The organism is Streptomyces sp. AHA2, assembly GCF_036857595.1.
Classification (GTDB): Bacteria; Actinomycetota; Actinomycetes; order Streptomycetales; family Streptomycetaceae; genus Streptomyces.
Genome location: NZ_JAUQWJ010000010.1, coordinates 64,735 through 80,041 on the forward strand (window position 1 = coordinate 64,735; position 15,307 = coordinate 80,041).

The window sequence follows — 15,307 nt, forward strand, 5'->3', positions numbered from 1 at the left end:
CGCCGCCGAGGAGTCCGGTCAGGCTTCGAGAAGGCCGGTCAGGCTCCGAGAAGGCCGGTCAGGCTTCGAGGACCCCCTCGTGCGTCAGCAGCCGCACCTTGCGGTCCAGGCCGCCCGCGTACCCGGTGAGCGCGCCGCCCGCCCCGACCACCCGGTGGCAGGGCCGCACGACCAGCAGCGGGTTGGCGCCGATCGCCCCGCCCACGGCCCGGACCGCCGCCCGGGGCGCCCCGATGCGCGCGGCGATCTCCCCGTAGGTGACGGTCGTGCCGTAGGGGATGCCGTCGAGTGCCGCCCAGACCTTCTCCCGGAAGGCCGAGCCCTCGGTGCGCCACGCCAGGCAGAACTCCTTCAGGTCACCGGCGAAGTAGGCCGCGAGCTGCTCCTCGGCCTCGCGGAAGGGCCCGGTGTCGCGCCGCCAGTCGTCGCGCACCTCCCGGCCGCCCTTCTGCCCGGGCACGGACACCGAGGTCAGCTCGCCGGAAGGGGCGGCGGTCAGCAGCAGCGGCCCGAGCGGGCTCGCCACGCTGGTCCAGTAGGTCTGGGGGTTCATCGGATCTCCCACTCCCCTGCTGCGCGCAGGTGGTTCAGGGCGTACGAGCGCCAGGGACGCCAGGCGTCGGGGACGTCGAGCCCGGGCGGGGCGGCGTCCGGATCGCCGAGGGCGCGGGCGCGGATCTCGGCGAGGGTACGGGCGTCCAGTCCGGGCACGGCCCGCAGGGCGTCCTGCGCGGCCTCCCGGTCGGCGCCCGGGTCGAGGCGTACGGCGTGGTCGGCGAGGGCCGCGGTGAGCGCGCCGAGGGCGCCGCCGGGTTCGGCCCCGGCGAGGACGGCGGGTTCGGGAAAGAGGTGGGTGAGGCTCCCGCAGGGGGCGTCGAGGGCCTTGCCGTACCGGCGTACCAGCCGCTCGGCCTCCGCGTGTCCCACCAAGGCGCGCACCGCGAGTTCCTCGGGGTCGGCGGCGCCCGGGGAGCGCAGGCCGGGGCGGGCGGCGACCAGGGGGGCGAGCCGCGGGTCGGTGCCGAGGCGGCCGTCGACGGCGTAGGGGTCGGCGTCCAGGTCGAACAGCCGCCGCAGCCGCTGGACGGCGGTGGTCAGGTCGCGCAGGTCGCTGAGGTGCAGCCGGGCGTCGAGCCAGCCGCCGGGGTGGGCGGCGCCGGACGCGGTCCGGGCGGTGCCGGTGCCTTCGGCGACGGCCACGATGCCGGTTCCGTACGGCAGCCGGAGGGTGCGCCGGTACGTGCGGGTGCCGGGCGGGCCGCTGATCTCCTCGACGCCGGCCACGGCCTCGCGCTGCAGCAGGTCGAAGACGGGGCCGGACTGGTACGGGCCGCGGTGGGCGAGACGGAGCGGGATGCCTGCGTCCGGGCCGGCCGGGCCCCGGCCGTGGCCGCCGCGGGGCGCCGCGGCGCGCAGCTCGCTCGGGGACGCGGCGTACACGGCCCGGATCGTGTCGTTGAACTGGCGCACGCTGGAGAAGCCCGCGGCGAAGGCGATCTCGGTGATCGGCAGTCCGGTCGTCTGCACCAGAACGCGCGCGGTGTGCGCCCGCTGGGCCCGGGCGAGGGCGACCGGGCCGGCGCCGAGTTCGGCGGTGAGCTGGCGCTGCACCTGCCGTGCGCTGTAGCCGAGGCGTGCGGCGAGTCCGGTGACGCCCTCCCGGTCGACCACGCCGTCGGCGATGAGCCGCACGGCCCGGGCCACGACGTCCGCGCGCACGTTCCATTCGGCGGAGCCGGGCACGGCGTCCGGGCGGCACCGCCGGCAGGCCCGGAAGCCGGAGCCCTGCGCGGCGGCGGCCGTGGCGAAGAACCGTACGTTGGCCCGCTTCGGGGTCACCGCCGGGCAGCTCGGCCGGCAGTAGATGCCGGTCGTCTCCACGGCGAAGAAGAACACGCCGTCGAACCGCGCGTCACGGCTGCGCACGGCCTCGTACCTGGTGTCCTCGTCCGTTCTCTGCTCGCTCACCCGTCCAGTCTCCGCCGTCGGCCGACCGGCCGCTGGCGGGAATCGGACAGGGCATCGGCCGCCGGCGGGCCAGGCGCGTCACCCGGCCGCCGGACGGCGGGCGGCCCGCCGGGCCGGTGGCGCGGCGGGCCGGAGGTGCAGGGCCTGAGGTGGCGGGTGGGGGGTCAGCCGCGCCAGTGGGGGCCGCGCTTGGCCTCCATGGCCGCCTTGCCCATCGCCCCCTTCCGCTTCCAGTCCTTGCGGATCTCGGCCCGCAGCCGGGCGTCGGTCTTGGCGACGATGCGCTGGTTCTCCCGCAGCAGCTTGCGGTAGCTGTGCAGGCGCCGTTCGGGCAGGTCGCCGTCCTCCACGGCGGCCAGCACCGCGCAGCCCGGCTCCGCCTCGTGGGCGCAGTCGTGGAAACGGCACCGCTGGGCCAGGTCCTCGATCTCGGAGAACACCTGCCCCACACCGGTCCCGGCGTCCCAGAGGCCGACGCCCCGCAGGCCGGGGGTGTCGATGAGGACGCCACCGCCGGGCATGACGAGCAGGTTGCGGGTCGTGGTGGTGTGCCGGCCCTTGCCGTCGACGTCCCGGGTGGCCTGGACGGCCATGACGTCGGCGCCGAGCAGGGCGTTGGCGAGGGTGGACTTGCCCGCGCCGGACTGGCCGAGCAGCACGGACGTGCCGCTCCCGACCAGGGCGGCGACCACGTCGAGTCCGTCTCCGTCCAGGGCGCTGACGGGCACCACGGGCACGCCGGGCGCGCTGGTCTCGACGTCCTGCACGAGGTGGGACAGCGTGACGGGGTCGGGCACGAGGTCGGCCTTGGTGAGGACGACGACGGGCTGCGCGCCCGATTCCCAGGCCAGTGCGAGGAACCGTTCGATGCGGCCGAGGTCGAGCTCGACCGCGAGGGACACGGCGACGACGGCGTGGTCGACGTTGGCCGCGAGGACCTGTCCCTCGGACCGCTTGGAGGAGGTGGAGCGGACGAACGCGGTGCGCCGCTCCAGGCAGGTGCGGACGTAGCGCGGGTTGCCGCCGGGCTCGACGGCGACCCAGTCACCGGTGCAGACGACGCGCAGCGGGTCGTGCGGGGTGACGAACGCGGTGTCGGCGCGCAGCACGCCGCCGGCGGTGACGACGTCGCACTGCCCGCGGTCGACCCGGATCACGCGTCCGGGCAGCAGCCCTTCGGCGGCGTGGGGGGCGAACGCGTCCGCCCAGGCGTCGTCCCAGCCGTAGGGAGCGAGCGCGGAGGAAACGCTGGAGGTGGAGCTGGAAGTCAAGGGTGACCCTTTCGAGGCCGGCCCCGGCGCGACGCTCGGTCGGATCAGCCGGTGGCCGTGGAGGTGGACGTGACGAACTGGATGCGGGCAGCGCTCATCGCAATGACAGCCATCGGTCGACACCTCCTCGTTCCTCGATCGGTCGTGCTCCTGCGGCAGCGACCGGCGTCACCGTATCCCGTGACGGACCGGCCCCGTCAACCGCTTTTCGCGCAGGCGCGACCGTTCAGCGTGAAGCCGTACGGCGGGGAGTTCGTACCGTGCCAGGAGGCGAGGAAGCCGAAGCTCAGGTCGCCGCCCGCGGGGACGGACTTGTTGTAGTCGGCGGCGGCGGTGACGCGGGGGCCGTCCTGGGAGACGGCGGCGTCCCACATCTGGCCGACCTGCTGGCCGTCCCGGAAGGACCAGGACACGCGCCAGGTGTCCAGGGGCCGGGCGCTGGTGACGGTGACGGTGGCCTGGAAGCCGTCGGGCCACTGGTTGACCAGGTCGTACTCCACCCGGCAGGCGGGGGGCCGGCTCCGCTCGGGGCGGGGCTCGTCGCGCTCGGTGGGAGAGGCGGTGCCCTGCGGCCCGGTGTGCCGGTTCTCGCCCTGCGAGGAGCGGGGGGTGTCCGGCCCCCGCGTGCCCTCGCCGGCCCTGCCGGAGGGCTGGGAGGTCGAGGGCGACGGCGAGGGGGCGGACGGCAGGGACGGGCGGGGGTCGGCCACCGGCTCGCGGCCGCCGTCACCGCGGGCGGTGAGGTCGTCGCCGGAGCCGCCGAACGGCATCAGCGTCACACCGAGCGCGAGGGCGGAGACCAGGACGGCGGCGACGAGCAGCCCGTTGCGCGCGGTCCGCGCCTTCTGCGCCCCGTCCCGCGGGTCCGTGTCGGGCGGGCCCGGGCGGCCGGCTCCGAGCCGGACCTCGGCGGCGCGGCGGCGGCGCTCCAGGTAGGCGAGGCCGCCCCAGCCGATCACCCCGCCGGCCAGTGCCCCGGGCAGTCCGCCGCCGTGCAGGCGCAGGCAGGCGGCTGCCTCGGCGCACTCCACGCAGGTGGCGAGGTGCCGGGAGAGGTCGCCGGGGGCGTCGGCGGTGGCGGAGCGGGTGACGGCGTCCAGCAGCCGGGCGTAGCTGCGGCACCGGGCGTCCATCGGGGTGTCGAGGTGGTTGCGGTGGCAGCGGTCCCGGAACAGGGTGCGCACCTGCTGAAGTTCCTCGGCGGCGGAGGCCGGGTCGAGGCCGAGGCGGCGGGCGGCCGTGGGCAGCGGGATCGCCTCCACCTCGGCGAGCCACAGCAGTTCGGCGTCCGCCTGCTGCAGGTCGCGCAGTCCGCGCAGGGCGAGCGGGCGCCGCAGGGGCGGTCCGGTGTAGCGGGCGGCCTTGTCCGAGTTGAGCCACAGCCGCAGGTCGGGGTCGAGCTTGTGGCCCTGCCCGGCGTCCTCCCAGGCCGCCGCGGTGGTGCGGACGGCGGTCAGCAGCAGGGGGATGCGGGGCAGCCGGGCGGGGCGGCGGCCGGTGCCGCGGGCGGGGCCGGCTTCGGCATCACGGGCTTCGCGGATGCCGAGCGCGAACGCCTCCCGGGCGAGCTGTGCGGCGGCGGTGGAGCCGGACGTGCACAGGTCGGCGTAGGCGAGGACCGCGTCCCAGCACTCGGAGAACAGCGCGGCCTCGGTGGCGTCCTGAGGGGTCGGCAGGTCGGGCATGTGTCTCCTGCATCCACAAGCGAGATCAACTCACCACATCGGCAAAGGAGTTGGGGGGAACCTCGCGGCAGGGGCCGAGCTTTTCACGCTTCCCGCACAACTGACAAGCGCCCTGTTCAGATGTCAGAACAGGGCGGCCGCGCCCCACGGCCCCGTCTCCGAGTGCCGTACGTGCGCGTCCGCCCTGTCGACTCACCGCCGCACCGTCCGGAGGGGCGGTGTCATCGAAGTGTTATGAAACGGCGGTGGGTTCGTCCGCCGGGAGGCTGTCCATGAAGGAGCTGACGGAGAAGACGGCGTTGCCGGCGCCGGGCGGGCCGTAACCGGGGGGCGAGGAGAGCCCGAAGTCCTCCATGGTCTGCCGGTACGCCTGGAGCAGCCGGATGTGGTACTCCAGCGGCGCGCCCTGCGGGTTGGCCTTGCCGAGGGGGGTCGTGGGCTCGGGGCACCAGGTGGTGAAGCGGGGCGTGATGCCGTGCGACATGAAGAAGCGCAGACCCTCGGTGGTGGAGGCGATGGCCTCGTCGACGGTCTTGAAGCCGAAGGGCTCGGCCATCTCCACGCCCGCCACGAAGTTGGGGATGACGTTGCGCGCGCCGAAGATCTCCGCCGAGTCCAGGATGCGCTTGTGCCACTCGTCGCGGCCGACGTAGCGCTCCTTGCCGGGGCAGTACATCTTGAACAGGTACTCGTCCCACACCTCGTAGTTGGGGTGGTAGATCTGCACGCCGTAGTCCTTGAAGCGCTGCACGTCGTCGCGCGGCAGCGCCTGGGCCACGACCTTGCCGATCCAGCGGCCGGGGAAGCGCTCCTCGATGGCCTTGGCGTAGTGGCCGTAGAAGTCGGCCTCGTCGCGGCCGGAGACCGTCTTGGTGATGGCGCCGCCGGTGAGGGTGTAGGCGGTGGAGGCCTTCGCCGTGTCGTAGCGGTCGATGATCTCCAGGGCCTCCAGCACCTCCTCCACGTCCTTGACGCCGGTGTAGGGGCGGCCGGCGGCCTTGTGCTGGCGCCAGTTGTGGTTGATGTCGCAGTACTGGCACTCCTCCTTGGCGCCGAAGTACTGGCAGACCCGGAAGACCGTGAGGTAGATCAGGTAGCCCCACTGGATGGTCGGGGCGACCTCCATGACCGACTTCCCGCTGGCGAGGGTGTGCCGGTAGTACTCGGGCATCGGCGGCACCCCGACGTCGGAGATGCGCCTGCCGTCGAGGTAGAGGCCGAGCACGCCGTCCTCGTTCGCGGCGACGCGGTAGGGCGAGGCGGGGTTCACCCGCACCGAGACGACCGTGCGGCGCAGGTCGTACGGGCCGCCGGTGAGGATGATCTCCTCGGGCGGGCGGCGCAGCGCGGCCTCGCCCAGCTCGGGCAGGGTGCCGTGGTCGAAGGAGAAGATGAAGTACGACTTCGGCTTGACCTCGCCGTCCTCGTTGTCGCTGAGCGCGGACGGGTCGAAGGCGACGCCGCCGCGGAGCAGGTCCTCCTTGAAGACGGCCTCCCGCGGTACGTGCGGGAACCGCTCCATCAGATCCTCGACCAGCGCGGTTCGGCTGCCCATCCCGTTTCTCCTCCCGGTGCGGACGTACGACTCCTCACGGTATGCCCATGGGTGTGCGGGCCCCGTACCGGGTCCCCCCGAGCCGGGAGGGATGCCCTGTTCGTCCGGTTCTGTACGGACTTCGTCAGGCTTCGCGTCCCAGTGTCGCCCAGTCGACGGCGTACGCCGGCTCCTCCCCCGCCGCCAGCCGCTGCGCCTCCTCGGCGACCGTCCGGCCGAGCCGGGCCAGCTCGTTGCCCTGGGAGCCGGCGAGGTGCGGGGTGACGAAGGCGCCGGGCAGGTCGTACAGGGGTGAGCCGGCGGGGAGCGGCTCGGGGTCGGTGACGTCGAGGATCGCGCTCAGTCGTCCGGCGCGCAGCTCCGCCACCAGGGCGTCGTGGTCGACCAGCGCACCCCGGGCGGTGTTGATCAGGACGCCCCCGTCGGGCATCAGGGCCAGTTCGCGGCGGCCGATCATGCGGTGGGTCTCGGGAGTGGCCGGGGCGTGGACGGTGACGATGCCGGAGGTGCGCAGCAGCTCGTCCAGCGGCAGCAGGGGTACGCCGAGCGCGGCGGCCTCCTTCTCGCCGACGTACGGGTCGGACAGAGCGGGGCGCAGGTCGAAGGGGCGCAGCAGTTCCAGGAGGCGGCGGCCGATGCGGGAGGCGCCGACGACACCGACGCGGCGGCCGTGGTTGCCGATGCCGGGCACGACGCCCCGGCCCGCGGAGGGACGGGTCGTCCGCAGCCGCTCGCGGGCGGCGAAGACGTCCTTCCCGGCGAGCAGGATCATCGCCAGGGTGTACTCGGCGACGGGCAGCGCGTTGGCGGCGGCGGCCGTGGTGACGGTGATGCCGCGCTCGCGCAGGCCCGGGGTGACGAGGGACTTCACGGAGCCGGCCGCGTGCAGCACCGCGCGCAGCCGGGGGGCCGCGGCGAGGACCGTCTCGTCGAGCGGGGGGCAGCCCCAGCCGGTCACCAGGATCTCGGTCCGCGCCAGCACCTCGCGCACCCGGTCACCCGTGAAGTCCCGTGCCACCAGGGCCGGGTCGATGTCGACGGATGTGCGCAGCCGCGCCAGTACCTCGGGCGGGAAGAGCAGCGGCACGTTCTCCGGCGTCATGGCGAACAGTGCCTGGGCGCGCTGGTGCAAGGGGCCGGCCTTCCGGGTCGGGGACATCGCCTCCGCGGCGGCCCGCGAGCGCGGAAACCGCTTCCTGCGAGGTGACCACGGTAGGGCCGGCCGGGGGCGGCGGCAATCGGATCCGCCGGGGTAGGTTCCGGCGGGGGCTTCCCGGCCCCCGGCTGCCTCGGGGAAGGACGACGCGATGAACGAGACCGTGACCAACTGGGCGGGCAACATCACCTACGCGGCCAAGGAGCTGCACCGGCCGCGCTCGCTCGCCGCGCTGCGCGCGCTGGTGGCGGACAGCGACCGGGTGCGGGTGCTGGGCAGCGGCCACTCGTTCAACCGGATCGCCGAGCCGGGCACCGAAGGCGTCCTGCTGTCGCTCGCCGCCCTGCCGCCGGAGGTGGAGGTCGACACCGCGGCCCGCACGGTTCGCGTCGGCGGCGGTGTGCGCTACGCCGAACTGGCCCGCCGGGTGCACGGACACGGACTCGCGCTGCCCAACATGGCGTCCCTGCCGCACATCTCGGTGGCCGGGTCGGTCGCCACCGGGACCCACGGCTCGGGCGTGCTGAACGGCCCGCTCTCGGCGCCCGTGCGCGAGGTGGAGCTGGTCACGGCCGACGGCTCGGTGGTGACCATAGGCCGGGACGAGGAGCGCTTCGGCGGGGCCGTCACCTCGCTGGGCGCGCTCGGGGTCGTCACGGCGCTCACCCTGGACCTGGAGCCGGCCTACGAGGTGGAGCAGCACGTGTTCACCGAACTGCCCTTCCGGGGCATGGACGCGGGCACCTTCGAGACGGTCATGGCGACGGGCCACAGCGTCAGCCTCTTCACCGACTGGCGGGAACCGGGCTTTCGCCAGGTGTGGCTCAAGCGGCGCACCGACCAGCCGCTGCCCGCCTTCCCCTGGGCCGTTCCGGCCGCCGAGAAGATGCACCCGGTGCCGGGCATGCCCGCGGTCAACTGCACCGAGCAGTTCGGCACGCCGGGGCCGTGGCACCAGCGACTGCCGCACTTCCGCGCCGAGTTCACCCCGAGCAGCGGGACGGAACTGCAGTCGGAGTACCTCATGCCGCGCGGGCACGCCGTCGAGATGCTGCACGCGCTCGACGCGATCCGTGAGGCCGTCGCCCCGGTGCTGCAGACCTGCGAGGTGCGCACGGTCGCCGGCGACGACCAGTGGCTGAGCCCCTCCCACGGGCGGGACACGGTCGCGGTCCACTTCACCTGGGTCGCGGACACCCCGGCGGTGCTGCCGGTCGTGCGGCGCGTGGAGGAGGCGCTGGCCCCCTTCGGGGCGCGGCCGCACTGGGGGAAGGTGTTCACCGTTGCCGCGTCCGTCCTGGGCGGGCTGTACCCGCGGATGGCCGACTTCCGCGCCCTGGCCCGCGAGCTGGACCCCCGGGGGACCTTCGCCAACGCCTTCGTGCGGGAGGTGCTCGCCGGGGACTGAGACTCAGGCGGTGGCGTGCGGGCGCTCCCCGGCGGCGGGGGTCCGGCCGGCCTCGTCCTGGACCAGCAGGGACAGCAGCGAGGCCACGGTCACGCCCAGTCCGGCCTCGGCCGGGTGGCGCAGCACCTTGCCGGGGTCGATCCGGTAGGTGTTGGTGCGCCCCTCCCGGGTGTGGGAGAGGTAACCGTCCTGCTCCAGGTCGGCGATGATCTTCTGCACGGCCCGCTCGGTGAGCCGGCAGTGGGCCGCTATGTCCCGGATGCGGGCGCTGTGGTTGTCGGCGATCGCCGCCAGCACACGCGCGTGGTTGGTGAGGAACGTCCATCCGGTGTGTGGCTCGGGCACTCCATCCATGCCTCAACTCTAGCGACCGAACATTCATGCACTCAAAAACACGCACTCCGTTTCATGTATTGGTTGACGTACGTGTACCGGAGGGGCACCCTGTGAGCGGAGCCGAGGCGAGCGGAGGGAGAACGAGGCCATGCCGGAGCCTGCGAACGCCGCGGGGTTCCGCACCCGGCCGGCCGCCGTGGAGGCGGCGGGCGCCGGTGCGCGGGTGGCCCTCCCGGCCTGCCTGGCGGAGCTCGACGTCACCGCGGCCGGCGACCGGACGACGGCGACCCTGCGCGGCGAGCTGGACCTGGGGGCCCACCGGCTCCTGCCCGAGCTGTACGACGTGCTCGCCCTGGCGGGCAGCGGCATCGACCTGCGCCTGGACGGCGTCGGGTTCATCGACTGCGCCGGGCTGTACGTGTTGCAGGACCTGCGCGAGCGGGCCCGGGCACAGGGCAGGACGGTCGTCGTCACCGCCGCCGGCCCCGCGGTCGAGCGGCTGCTCGCCCTCACGGGCACCCGCCCCCTGTTCACCGGCCCGGAGCGGGGCCCGCAGCGGACCGCCCCCCTGCCGCGGATCGCCCGGCCCACCGGCGGCACCCTGGGGACGGGGGACCCGGCCCGGCGCGTCGGCGACCTGACCGCGGCACCCTCGTGACCTCCGCACCGACTTCGTCAAGCCCCTTTCCGAACCCCTTGTCGCACATCGTCGCGCCCCCATAGCCTTGCGCCGCGCCGGTGCCGACCCTGACCCGCCCGGTCGGCCTGGAAGGGGTGGGGCAACCCGGTGAAGCGCACATCACGCGACATCCGCACCGCGAACCGCTACGAGGTGCTGCGCCAGATCATCGCCGAGTCGCCCACCTCCCGCCAGGAGTTGGCCGCCTCCACCGGACTCAGCCTGGCCACGGTCGCCACGCTCGTCGGCGAGCTGCTCGACCTCCGCATGATCACCGAGGTGGGTTTCGAGGACTCGGCGGGTGGCCGCCCCCGGGGCCTGGTCGCGGTCAACACCTCGGGCGGTGCGCTGATCGGCGTCGACATCGCCGAGACGTACGTCCACGTCGAGCTGTTCGACCTGGGGCTGAACGTGCTGGCCCGCGCCGAGCAGGACGTGCGGCCCGGCGAGAGCCTGCCCGAGCAGGTGGCCGGCCGTGTGGCCACCGCCGTCGCCTCGGTGGTCGCCCGGGCCGGGGTGGAGGGCGCCCGGGTGCTCGGGGTGGGGGTGAGCGTCCCGGGGCAGGTGGACCGGGCCACCGGCGTCTCCGAGTACGCACCCGACTGGGACTGGCACGACGTACCGCTGCTCGGCCTGCTCGCCGACCGTCTCGCGTACCCGCTGTACCTGGACAACCCGCTGCGGGCCGGCGCGGTGGCCGAGCTGTGGTTCGGGGCCGCGCGCGGGCGCGGGAACGCCGTGGTGGTCAACCTGGGCACCGGCGTGGGCGCCGGACTCGTCCTGGGCGGCGGGCTGCACCGGGGCGTGAGCAACAGCGCCGGGGAATGGGGCCACACCACGATGGTGCTGGACGGGCGCCTGTGCCGGTGCGGCAACCACGGCTGCGTCGAGGCGTACGTGGGCGCCCGGGGCATCATGCTCAATCTCCGCGAGGTCGCGCCGGACAGCGCGCTGCTGCACCCCGAGGACCAGACGGCGACCATCGACGCGCTGGCCCGCGGGATCGCCGCGGGCGACCCGGTGGCGCGCCGGGCCGTCCGGGAGACCGCCCGCTACCTGGGAGCGGGCGTCGCCGACCTGGTGAACCTGTTCGATCCGGAGGTCGTCGTGCTGAGCGGCTGGGTCGCCCGCACCCTGGGCGAACCGCTCCTGCACGCGGTGCGCGAGGCCGTGACCCGGCACGCCCTGCCGCGGCCGCTGGCGTCCACCGAGATCGTCCTCTCCCCCATCCCCACGGACTCGGTGTGCCTGGGCGCGGCGACGTTCGCGCTCGAAGGGACGCTGGAGACCGTGGGGCAGAGGAACGGCAAGCGCGTCACTCCGCCCCGCAGCCGCGCCACCCTTCCGGCGCCCTAGCGACGCCGCGGCACTCCGGCCCGACGAGTTCTGCCACCTGCTGCCCCAGGCCACCTGGGGCCGGCCACCGCTGGTCGAGCCGTACAAGACGGCCCTCGGCGAGAACCAGAAACACGGCGTGGGCAGCGCGGGCGCGGCCGTACCGACCCCGCTCATCTGCTTCGCAGCCGGCCGGGGCCCGCCGCGGCGGCGTCATGGGCAGCACCGGCCGGTACATCGCGACCGGCGTCGCGGCCGTCCTGTTCCTCGTCCCGATCACCGGGGAGGACGGGAAGTGGTTCCCCACCGCAGTCCGGCGGGACAACGTCACCGAACCCTTCGACGACGTCACGGTCGACTTCGCCCGGTCCCTGTGGAACTCGGCGGTCGTCGCCGTCCTGCACACCGCCGGCATCCTGCTGACCTGCTCGCTCTCCGGATACGGCCTCGCCCGCATCCCGTACCGGCACGCCGCAAGGTGTGCTGCGCGGGGTGGTGTCCGCGCCCGTCCGCTGAGCGCGCCGGCCGGGGGACGCGTACTACGCTCGTCCCCCGGCTGCGTCCGCAGCCGCCCGGCCCGCCCCGAGAGGTCATCCCGACACCCCCATGCCCAGAGCCGGCCTCACCCCCGACCGCCTCGTCGCGGCCGCAGCCGACCTCGCCGACGAGGCGGGCCTGGAGAACGTCACCCTCTCCGCGCTGGCCCGCCGCTTCGGTGTGAAGGACGCGAGCCTGTACACCCACGTACGCAGCCTCGCGGATCTGCGCACCCGCGTGGCGCTCCTGGCCGGCGGCGAGATGATCGACCGCATCGCGGCGGCGGTCGAGGGGCGCGAGCCCGGCCGGGACACCCTCGGCGCCTTCGCCGCCGCCTACCGCGAGTACGCCCTGCGGCATCCCGGCCGCTACGCGGCCACCCAGATCACCCTCGACCCCGCACTCCTCGCCGGCTCCCCCGCGATGCGCCGCACGGCCGACGTCACCTACGGCATGCTCCGCGCCTACGGCCTTCAGGAGCCCGACCTCACCGACGCCGTACGCCTGCTGCGCAGCACCTTCCACGGCTACTGCGCCCTGGAGTCCACCGGCGCCTTCGGTGCGCCCCGGGACGTCCAGACCTCCTGGGACCGGGCGATCGACGCCTTGCACGTCCTGCTCGGCAACTGGCCCCGTGGCTGAGGCCCGGACCTCAGCCGACCCGCACGCCGTCCTCGTCGAACCGGACCCGCGCCGCCGGGCCGCCGCTCCAGCGGACCGTCAGTCCGCCGCCGGAGTGGACGTTCACCGTGACGGCCCGCTCCAGCGGTGCGGGACCGGGCTCGGCGGTGAGGCGGGCCAGGGCGACACACAGGGGGCGCGTCCCGGGCCGGTGACGCCCGTGAGGTCCTCGTCGAGCCCGGCGGCCGGGAGCGGTTCCGCGCGGGCTCCCTCGCCCGCGCTCCAGCCGGCGGGCGGCAGCCGCATCGGTGGCTCTTTCGCGCGGAAGGGGCGGTGGTGCGACGGCGGCGGGCCGGGACGGGCCTGGGGCGCCCCGGTTCCGGTCGGGGCGCCCCAGGGGCTCTTCCACCGGCCCGGGTTCCCCCGCCGCCGGGACGTACTCTCCCCGCGGCCACGGGAGTCGGCGCTGGCACAAGCCCGACTGCGGCGCCACCGGTCCTGGTCGGCGTCACGGTCGCACGGGTGGGTGACGACCGCGGCTCAGGGCGGGCAGGGCGGCGTTACGCGCCTCTCATGGTCGGCCGCCGGCCGTGGCCGTGTCGGCCACGGGGATGCCGAAGTCGGGCGTGCCGTCCGCCTTCCAGCCGAGCCTCTGGACGCGGGTGTGGCGGTTGGGGTCGTTCAGCGGGTCGCCGTCGATCTCCTTGTACTGCCGGGCGTGGTAGACGAGGACGTCGGTGCGGCCGTCCTCGGCGATCGTGAAGCAGTTGTGACCGGGGCCGTACTGCCTGGTCGTGTCGTTGCTGGTGAAGACCGGGACGGGTGACTTGGACCAGCCGGCGGGGTCGAGGAGGTCGGCGCGGGCGTCGGCGGTCAGCAGGCCCACGCAGTAGTTGGCGTCGGTGGCGCTGGCCGAATAGGTCAGGAACAGGCGGCCGTTGCGCTGCAGGACGTAGGGGCCCTCGTTGACCTTGAAGCCGATGCACTCCCAGTCGTACTCGGGGGTGGACAGCCGCACCTGCGGGCCCGTGAGCGTCCAGGGGTCGGCCATCTCCGACAGGAAGAGGCCGGTGTTGCTGTCCGTCCCGGGCTCGTGCTGGGCCCAGGCCAGGTAGCGCCGGCCCCGGTGGGTGAAGGTGGTGGCGTCCAGGGAGAACGTCTCCCAGGCCGTCTTCAGCTGTCCCTTCTCCACCCAGGTGCCCCGGAAGGGGTCGGGGTGGGCGTTCTCCAGCACCCAGATGCGGATGGCCCACACGTCCTCGGCGGGGGCGGAGGCGAAGTAAATGTACCACTTGCCGCCGATGCGGTGCAGTTCGGGTGCCCAGATGTGCGCGCCCATGGGACCGGTGGGGTGGGCGCGCCACAGGACGGACTCGGCGGCGGTGCCCAGGCCGGCCAGGGTGCGGGAGCGGCGCAGGACGATCCGGTCGTACTCGGGCACGGTGGCGGTGAAGTAGTAGGAGCCGTCCGTGTGGCGGTGGATGTGCGGATCGGCGCGGTTGCGGACCAGGGGGTTGACGAAGGGTGCGGGCTTCGGCCGTGCGGCCGGGGCGGCCGCGGCGGTTCCGGGCAGGGCGGGGACGGCGGCCAGGGCGCCGGCGGCTGCGGCGCCCAGCAACAGGTTTCTGCGGCTGGCGAATCCGGGCAGAGCGTGGTCGCGGTCGCGGCTCATGCGGGGTCTGCCTCTCACTGGGGGGACGCGCGGACGGTCGTGTGACAGGGCGTCCGACGCGTGGGGCATGTCTGATATCTCGAACGCCATCTGTCATTCCGAACGCTGGAAAGGTAAGGGCGTGACCCGAGCAGGTCAACGCTTCCGACGTGACGAACCGGGACGGCCGCCCGGCGGCGGAGCGGCCGGGGAGCCGGCCCGCGTGGATCCGGGGCTCGGTGCCGAGCCGGTGCGTCACAGCTCGGACGGGCCCCACTCGGTGACGGTGACCTCGTCCCCGACGCACAGGGTGCCGGTGCGCAGGACCGCGTACTTGGTGCCGAAGGCCACGCCGCCCCGGGCGGCCCGCCGGTAGCCGGCGAGGGTGCGCAGGGGTTCCGGCCAGGCTCTCGTCCCGGTGCGCTGGTCGACCAGGGTGACCGCGCAGCGGATGGCGAGTTTGGTGTAGCCGAGTTCCACCGCTCCGACGCGGATGCGGCGGGCGCGGTCCTCGGCGTGGGGCTCGTCCCAGCCGTCGACGACGAGGTTGGGGCGGAAGCGGTTCACCGGCAGCGGCCGGGCGCCGCGCGCGGTCAGCTCGGCCTCGAGCAGGCGGAGCGTGGCGCGGGAGACCAGGTGCACCGCGCTGCTGTCGGCGTAGCCGGAGGTGCCCGGCGTCAGGCCGTCGGTCACCCGGTCGTGCTCGGGCGGCACCCGCACCAGGCGGCTCCCGGCGCCGAGCACGTCCGAGAACCAGCCGGCCGCCTCGGCGCCCTGGTCGATGCCCCGGTAGACCGTGCCGAACAGGTCGACCGTCCGCCGGGGGCCGGAGGTGTCCACCCGCAGGCGGAGGGCCTGGATGCCGGGTGCGGTCAGGGTGAGGTACGCGCCGTCGGCCGTGACGGCGGGGCGGACGAGGGCCAGCCGGGGGTCGCGGCGCTGGGTCCGGTACACGCCCTCCTCGTCGACCACCATGAAGCTGCGGTCGTGCGCGAGTCCGGCGGGTGTCAGCACCGCCTCGTCCGCTGACGTCCCGGCGCATCCCTTGACGGGGTAGTACGACAGCTCGGCGACCCGTGCCATGGCCTGCCCTCCGTTGCGTCCC

At 74.5% G+C, this 15,307-nt stretch carries 13 protein-coding genes and 2 pseudogenes; 6 read left to right on the forward strand and 9 right to left on the reverse strand.

Annotation, left to right across the window (positions count from 1 at the left end; translation table 11 throughout):
- Positions 1–58 precede the first annotated feature (58 nt).
- From Q5694_RS21210 to Q5694_RS21235, 6 genes are all read right to left on the reverse strand, one after another.
- Positions 59–553 carry a methylated-DNA--[protein]-cysteine S-methyltransferase gene (locus Q5694_RS21210; protein ID WP_333934774.1) on the reverse strand — a complete coding sequence of 165 codons (495 nt, stop codon included), beginning with the start codon at positions 551–553 and terminating at the stop codon, positions 59–61.
- Positions 550–1,968: a DNA-3-methyladenine glycosylase 2 family protein gene (locus Q5694_RS21215; protein ID WP_333934775.1), complete on the reverse strand. Its 1,419-nt coding sequence runs from the start codon at positions 1,966–1,968 to the stop codon at positions 550–552. The genes Q5694_RS21210 and Q5694_RS21215 overlap by 4 nt, the downstream gene beginning before the upstream one ends.
- Before the next feature lie 164 nt (positions 1,969–2,132).
- Positions 2,133–3,239: a ribosome small subunit-dependent GTPase A gene (gene rsgA / locus Q5694_RS21220; protein ID WP_333934776.1), complete on the reverse strand. Its 1,107-nt coding sequence runs from the start codon at positions 3,237–3,239 to the stop codon at positions 2,133–2,135.
- 197 nt (positions 3,240–3,436) lie between these two features.
- Positions 3,437–4,924 (reverse strand): cellulose-binding domain-containing protein, encoded by a 1,488-nt coding sequence (locus tag Q5694_RS21225; protein ID WP_333934777.1) that lies wholly within the window; start codon positions 4,922–4,924, stop codon positions 3,437–3,439.
- A gap of 232 nt (positions 4,925–5,156) precedes the next feature.
- A complete protein-coding gene (locus tag Q5694_RS21230; RefSeq protein ID WP_333934778.1) occupies positions 5,157–6,479 on the reverse strand; it encodes a radical SAM protein in 1,323 nt (440 codons plus the stop codon).
- A 124-nt stretch (positions 6,480–6,603) separates the two neighbouring features.
- On the reverse strand, positions 6,604–7,611 hold the full coding sequence (locus Q5694_RS21235) for a hydroxyacid dehydrogenase (protein ID WP_333934960.1): 1,008 nt from the start codon (positions 7,609–7,611) through the stop codon (positions 6,604–6,606).
- A gap of 175 nt (positions 7,612–7,786) precedes the next feature.
- Here Q5694_RS21235 and Q5694_RS21240 point away from each other — a divergent pair, with 175 nt between their 5' ends.
- On the forward strand, positions 7,787–9,043 hold the full coding sequence (locus Q5694_RS21240) for an FAD-binding protein (protein ID WP_333934779.1): 1,257 nt from the start codon (positions 7,787–7,789) through the stop codon (positions 9,041–9,043).
- Between the two features lie 3 nt (positions 9,044–9,046).
- On the opposite strand, the gene Q5694_RS21245 is transcribed toward Q5694_RS21240, so the two are convergent.
- A complete protein-coding gene (locus Q5694_RS21245) occupies positions 9,047–9,397 on the reverse strand; it encodes a helix-turn-helix transcriptional regulator (RefSeq protein ID WP_333934780.1) in 351 nt (116 codons plus the stop codon).
- Between the two features lie 130 nt (positions 9,398–9,527).
- On the opposite strand from Q5694_RS21245, the gene Q5694_RS21250 reads away from it, so the two are divergent.
- The 5 genes and pseudogenes from Q5694_RS21250 to Q5694_RS21270 all read left to right on the forward strand — a co-directional run bounded on the left by Q5694_RS21250 (position 9,528) and on the right by Q5694_RS21270 (position 12,572).
- Positions 9,528–10,037, forward strand: a complete 510-nt coding sequence (locus Q5694_RS21250) for an STAS domain-containing protein (protein WP_333934781.1) — start codon at positions 9,528–9,530, stop codon at positions 10,035–10,037.
- A gap of 129 nt (positions 10,038–10,166) precedes the next feature.
- On the forward strand, positions 10,167–11,414 hold the full coding sequence (locus tag Q5694_RS21255; RefSeq protein WP_333934782.1) for an ROK family transcriptional regulator: 1,248 nt from the start codon (positions 10,167–10,169) through the stop codon (positions 11,412–11,414).
- Positions 11,415–11,436: 22 nt separating this feature from the next.
- Positions 11,437–11,574, forward strand: a pseudogene (locus Q5694_RS21260) (sugar ABC transporter permease); the annotation flags it as partial.
- A 34-nt stretch (positions 11,575–11,608) separates the two neighbouring features.
- A pseudogene (locus Q5694_RS21265) lies at positions 11,609–11,866 on the forward strand (carbohydrate ABC transporter permease); the annotation flags it as partial.
- A gap of 133 nt (positions 11,867–11,999) precedes the next feature.
- Positions 12,000–12,572, forward strand: a complete 573-nt coding sequence (locus tag Q5694_RS21270; protein ID WP_333934783.1) for a TetR/AcrR family transcriptional regulator — start codon at positions 12,000–12,002, stop codon at positions 12,570–12,572.
- A gap of 550 nt (positions 12,573–13,122) precedes the next feature.
- Here Q5694_RS21270 and Q5694_RS21275 read toward each other — a convergent pair.
- Positions 13,123–14,223 carry a glycoside hydrolase family 43 protein gene (locus Q5694_RS21275; protein ID WP_333934784.1) on the reverse strand — a complete coding sequence of 367 codons (1,101 nt, stop codon included), beginning with the start codon at positions 14,221–14,223 and terminating at the stop codon, positions 13,123–13,125.
- Between the two features lie 234 nt (positions 14,224–14,457).
- On the reverse strand, positions 14,458–15,285 hold the full coding sequence (locus tag Q5694_RS21280) for an MOSC domain-containing protein (protein WP_333934785.1): 828 nt from the start codon (positions 15,283–15,285) through the stop codon (positions 14,458–14,460).
- Positions 15,286–15,307 lie beyond the last annotated feature (22 nt).

What these genes read in the sequence shown, in the direction of transcription:
- Q5694_RS21210 (WP_333934774.1), bottom strand. Translation starts at nt 553, where the DNA reads ATGAACCCCCAGACCTACTGGACCAGCGTGGCGAGCCCGCTCGGGCCG.
- Q5694_RS21225 (WP_333934777.1), bottom strand. Translation starts at nt 4,924, where the DNA reads ATGCCCGACCTGCCGACCCCTCAGGACGCCACCGAGGCCGCGCTGTTC.
- Q5694_RS21230 (WP_333934778.1), bottom strand. Translation starts at nt 6,479, where the DNA reads ATGGGCAGCCGAACCGCGCTGGTCGAGGATCTGATGGAGCGGTTCCCG.
- Q5694_RS21240 (WP_333934779.1), top strand. Translation starts at nt 7,787, where the DNA reads ATGAACGAGACCGTGACCAACTGGGCGGGCAACATCACCTACGCGGCC.
- Q5694_RS21245 (WP_333934780.1), bottom strand. Translation starts at nt 9,397, where the DNA reads ATGGATGGAGTGCCCGAGCCACACACCGGATGGACGTTCCTCACCAAC.
- Q5694_RS21250 (WP_333934781.1), top strand. Translation starts at nt 9,528, where the DNA reads ATGCCGGAGCCTGCGAACGCCGCGGGGTTCCGCACCCGGCCGGCCGCC.
- Q5694_RS21270 (WP_333934783.1), top strand. Translation starts at nt 12,000, where the DNA reads ATGCCCAGAGCCGGCCTCACCCCCGACCGCCTCGTCGCGGCCGCAGCC.
- Q5694_RS21275 (WP_333934784.1), bottom strand. Translation starts at nt 14,223, where the DNA reads ATGAGCCGCGACCGCGACCACGCTCTGCCCGGATTCGCCAGCCGCAGA.
- Q5694_RS21280 (WP_333934785.1), bottom strand. Translation starts at nt 15,285, where the DNA reads ATGGCACGGGTCGCCGAGCTGTCGTACTACCCCGTCAAGGGATGCGCC.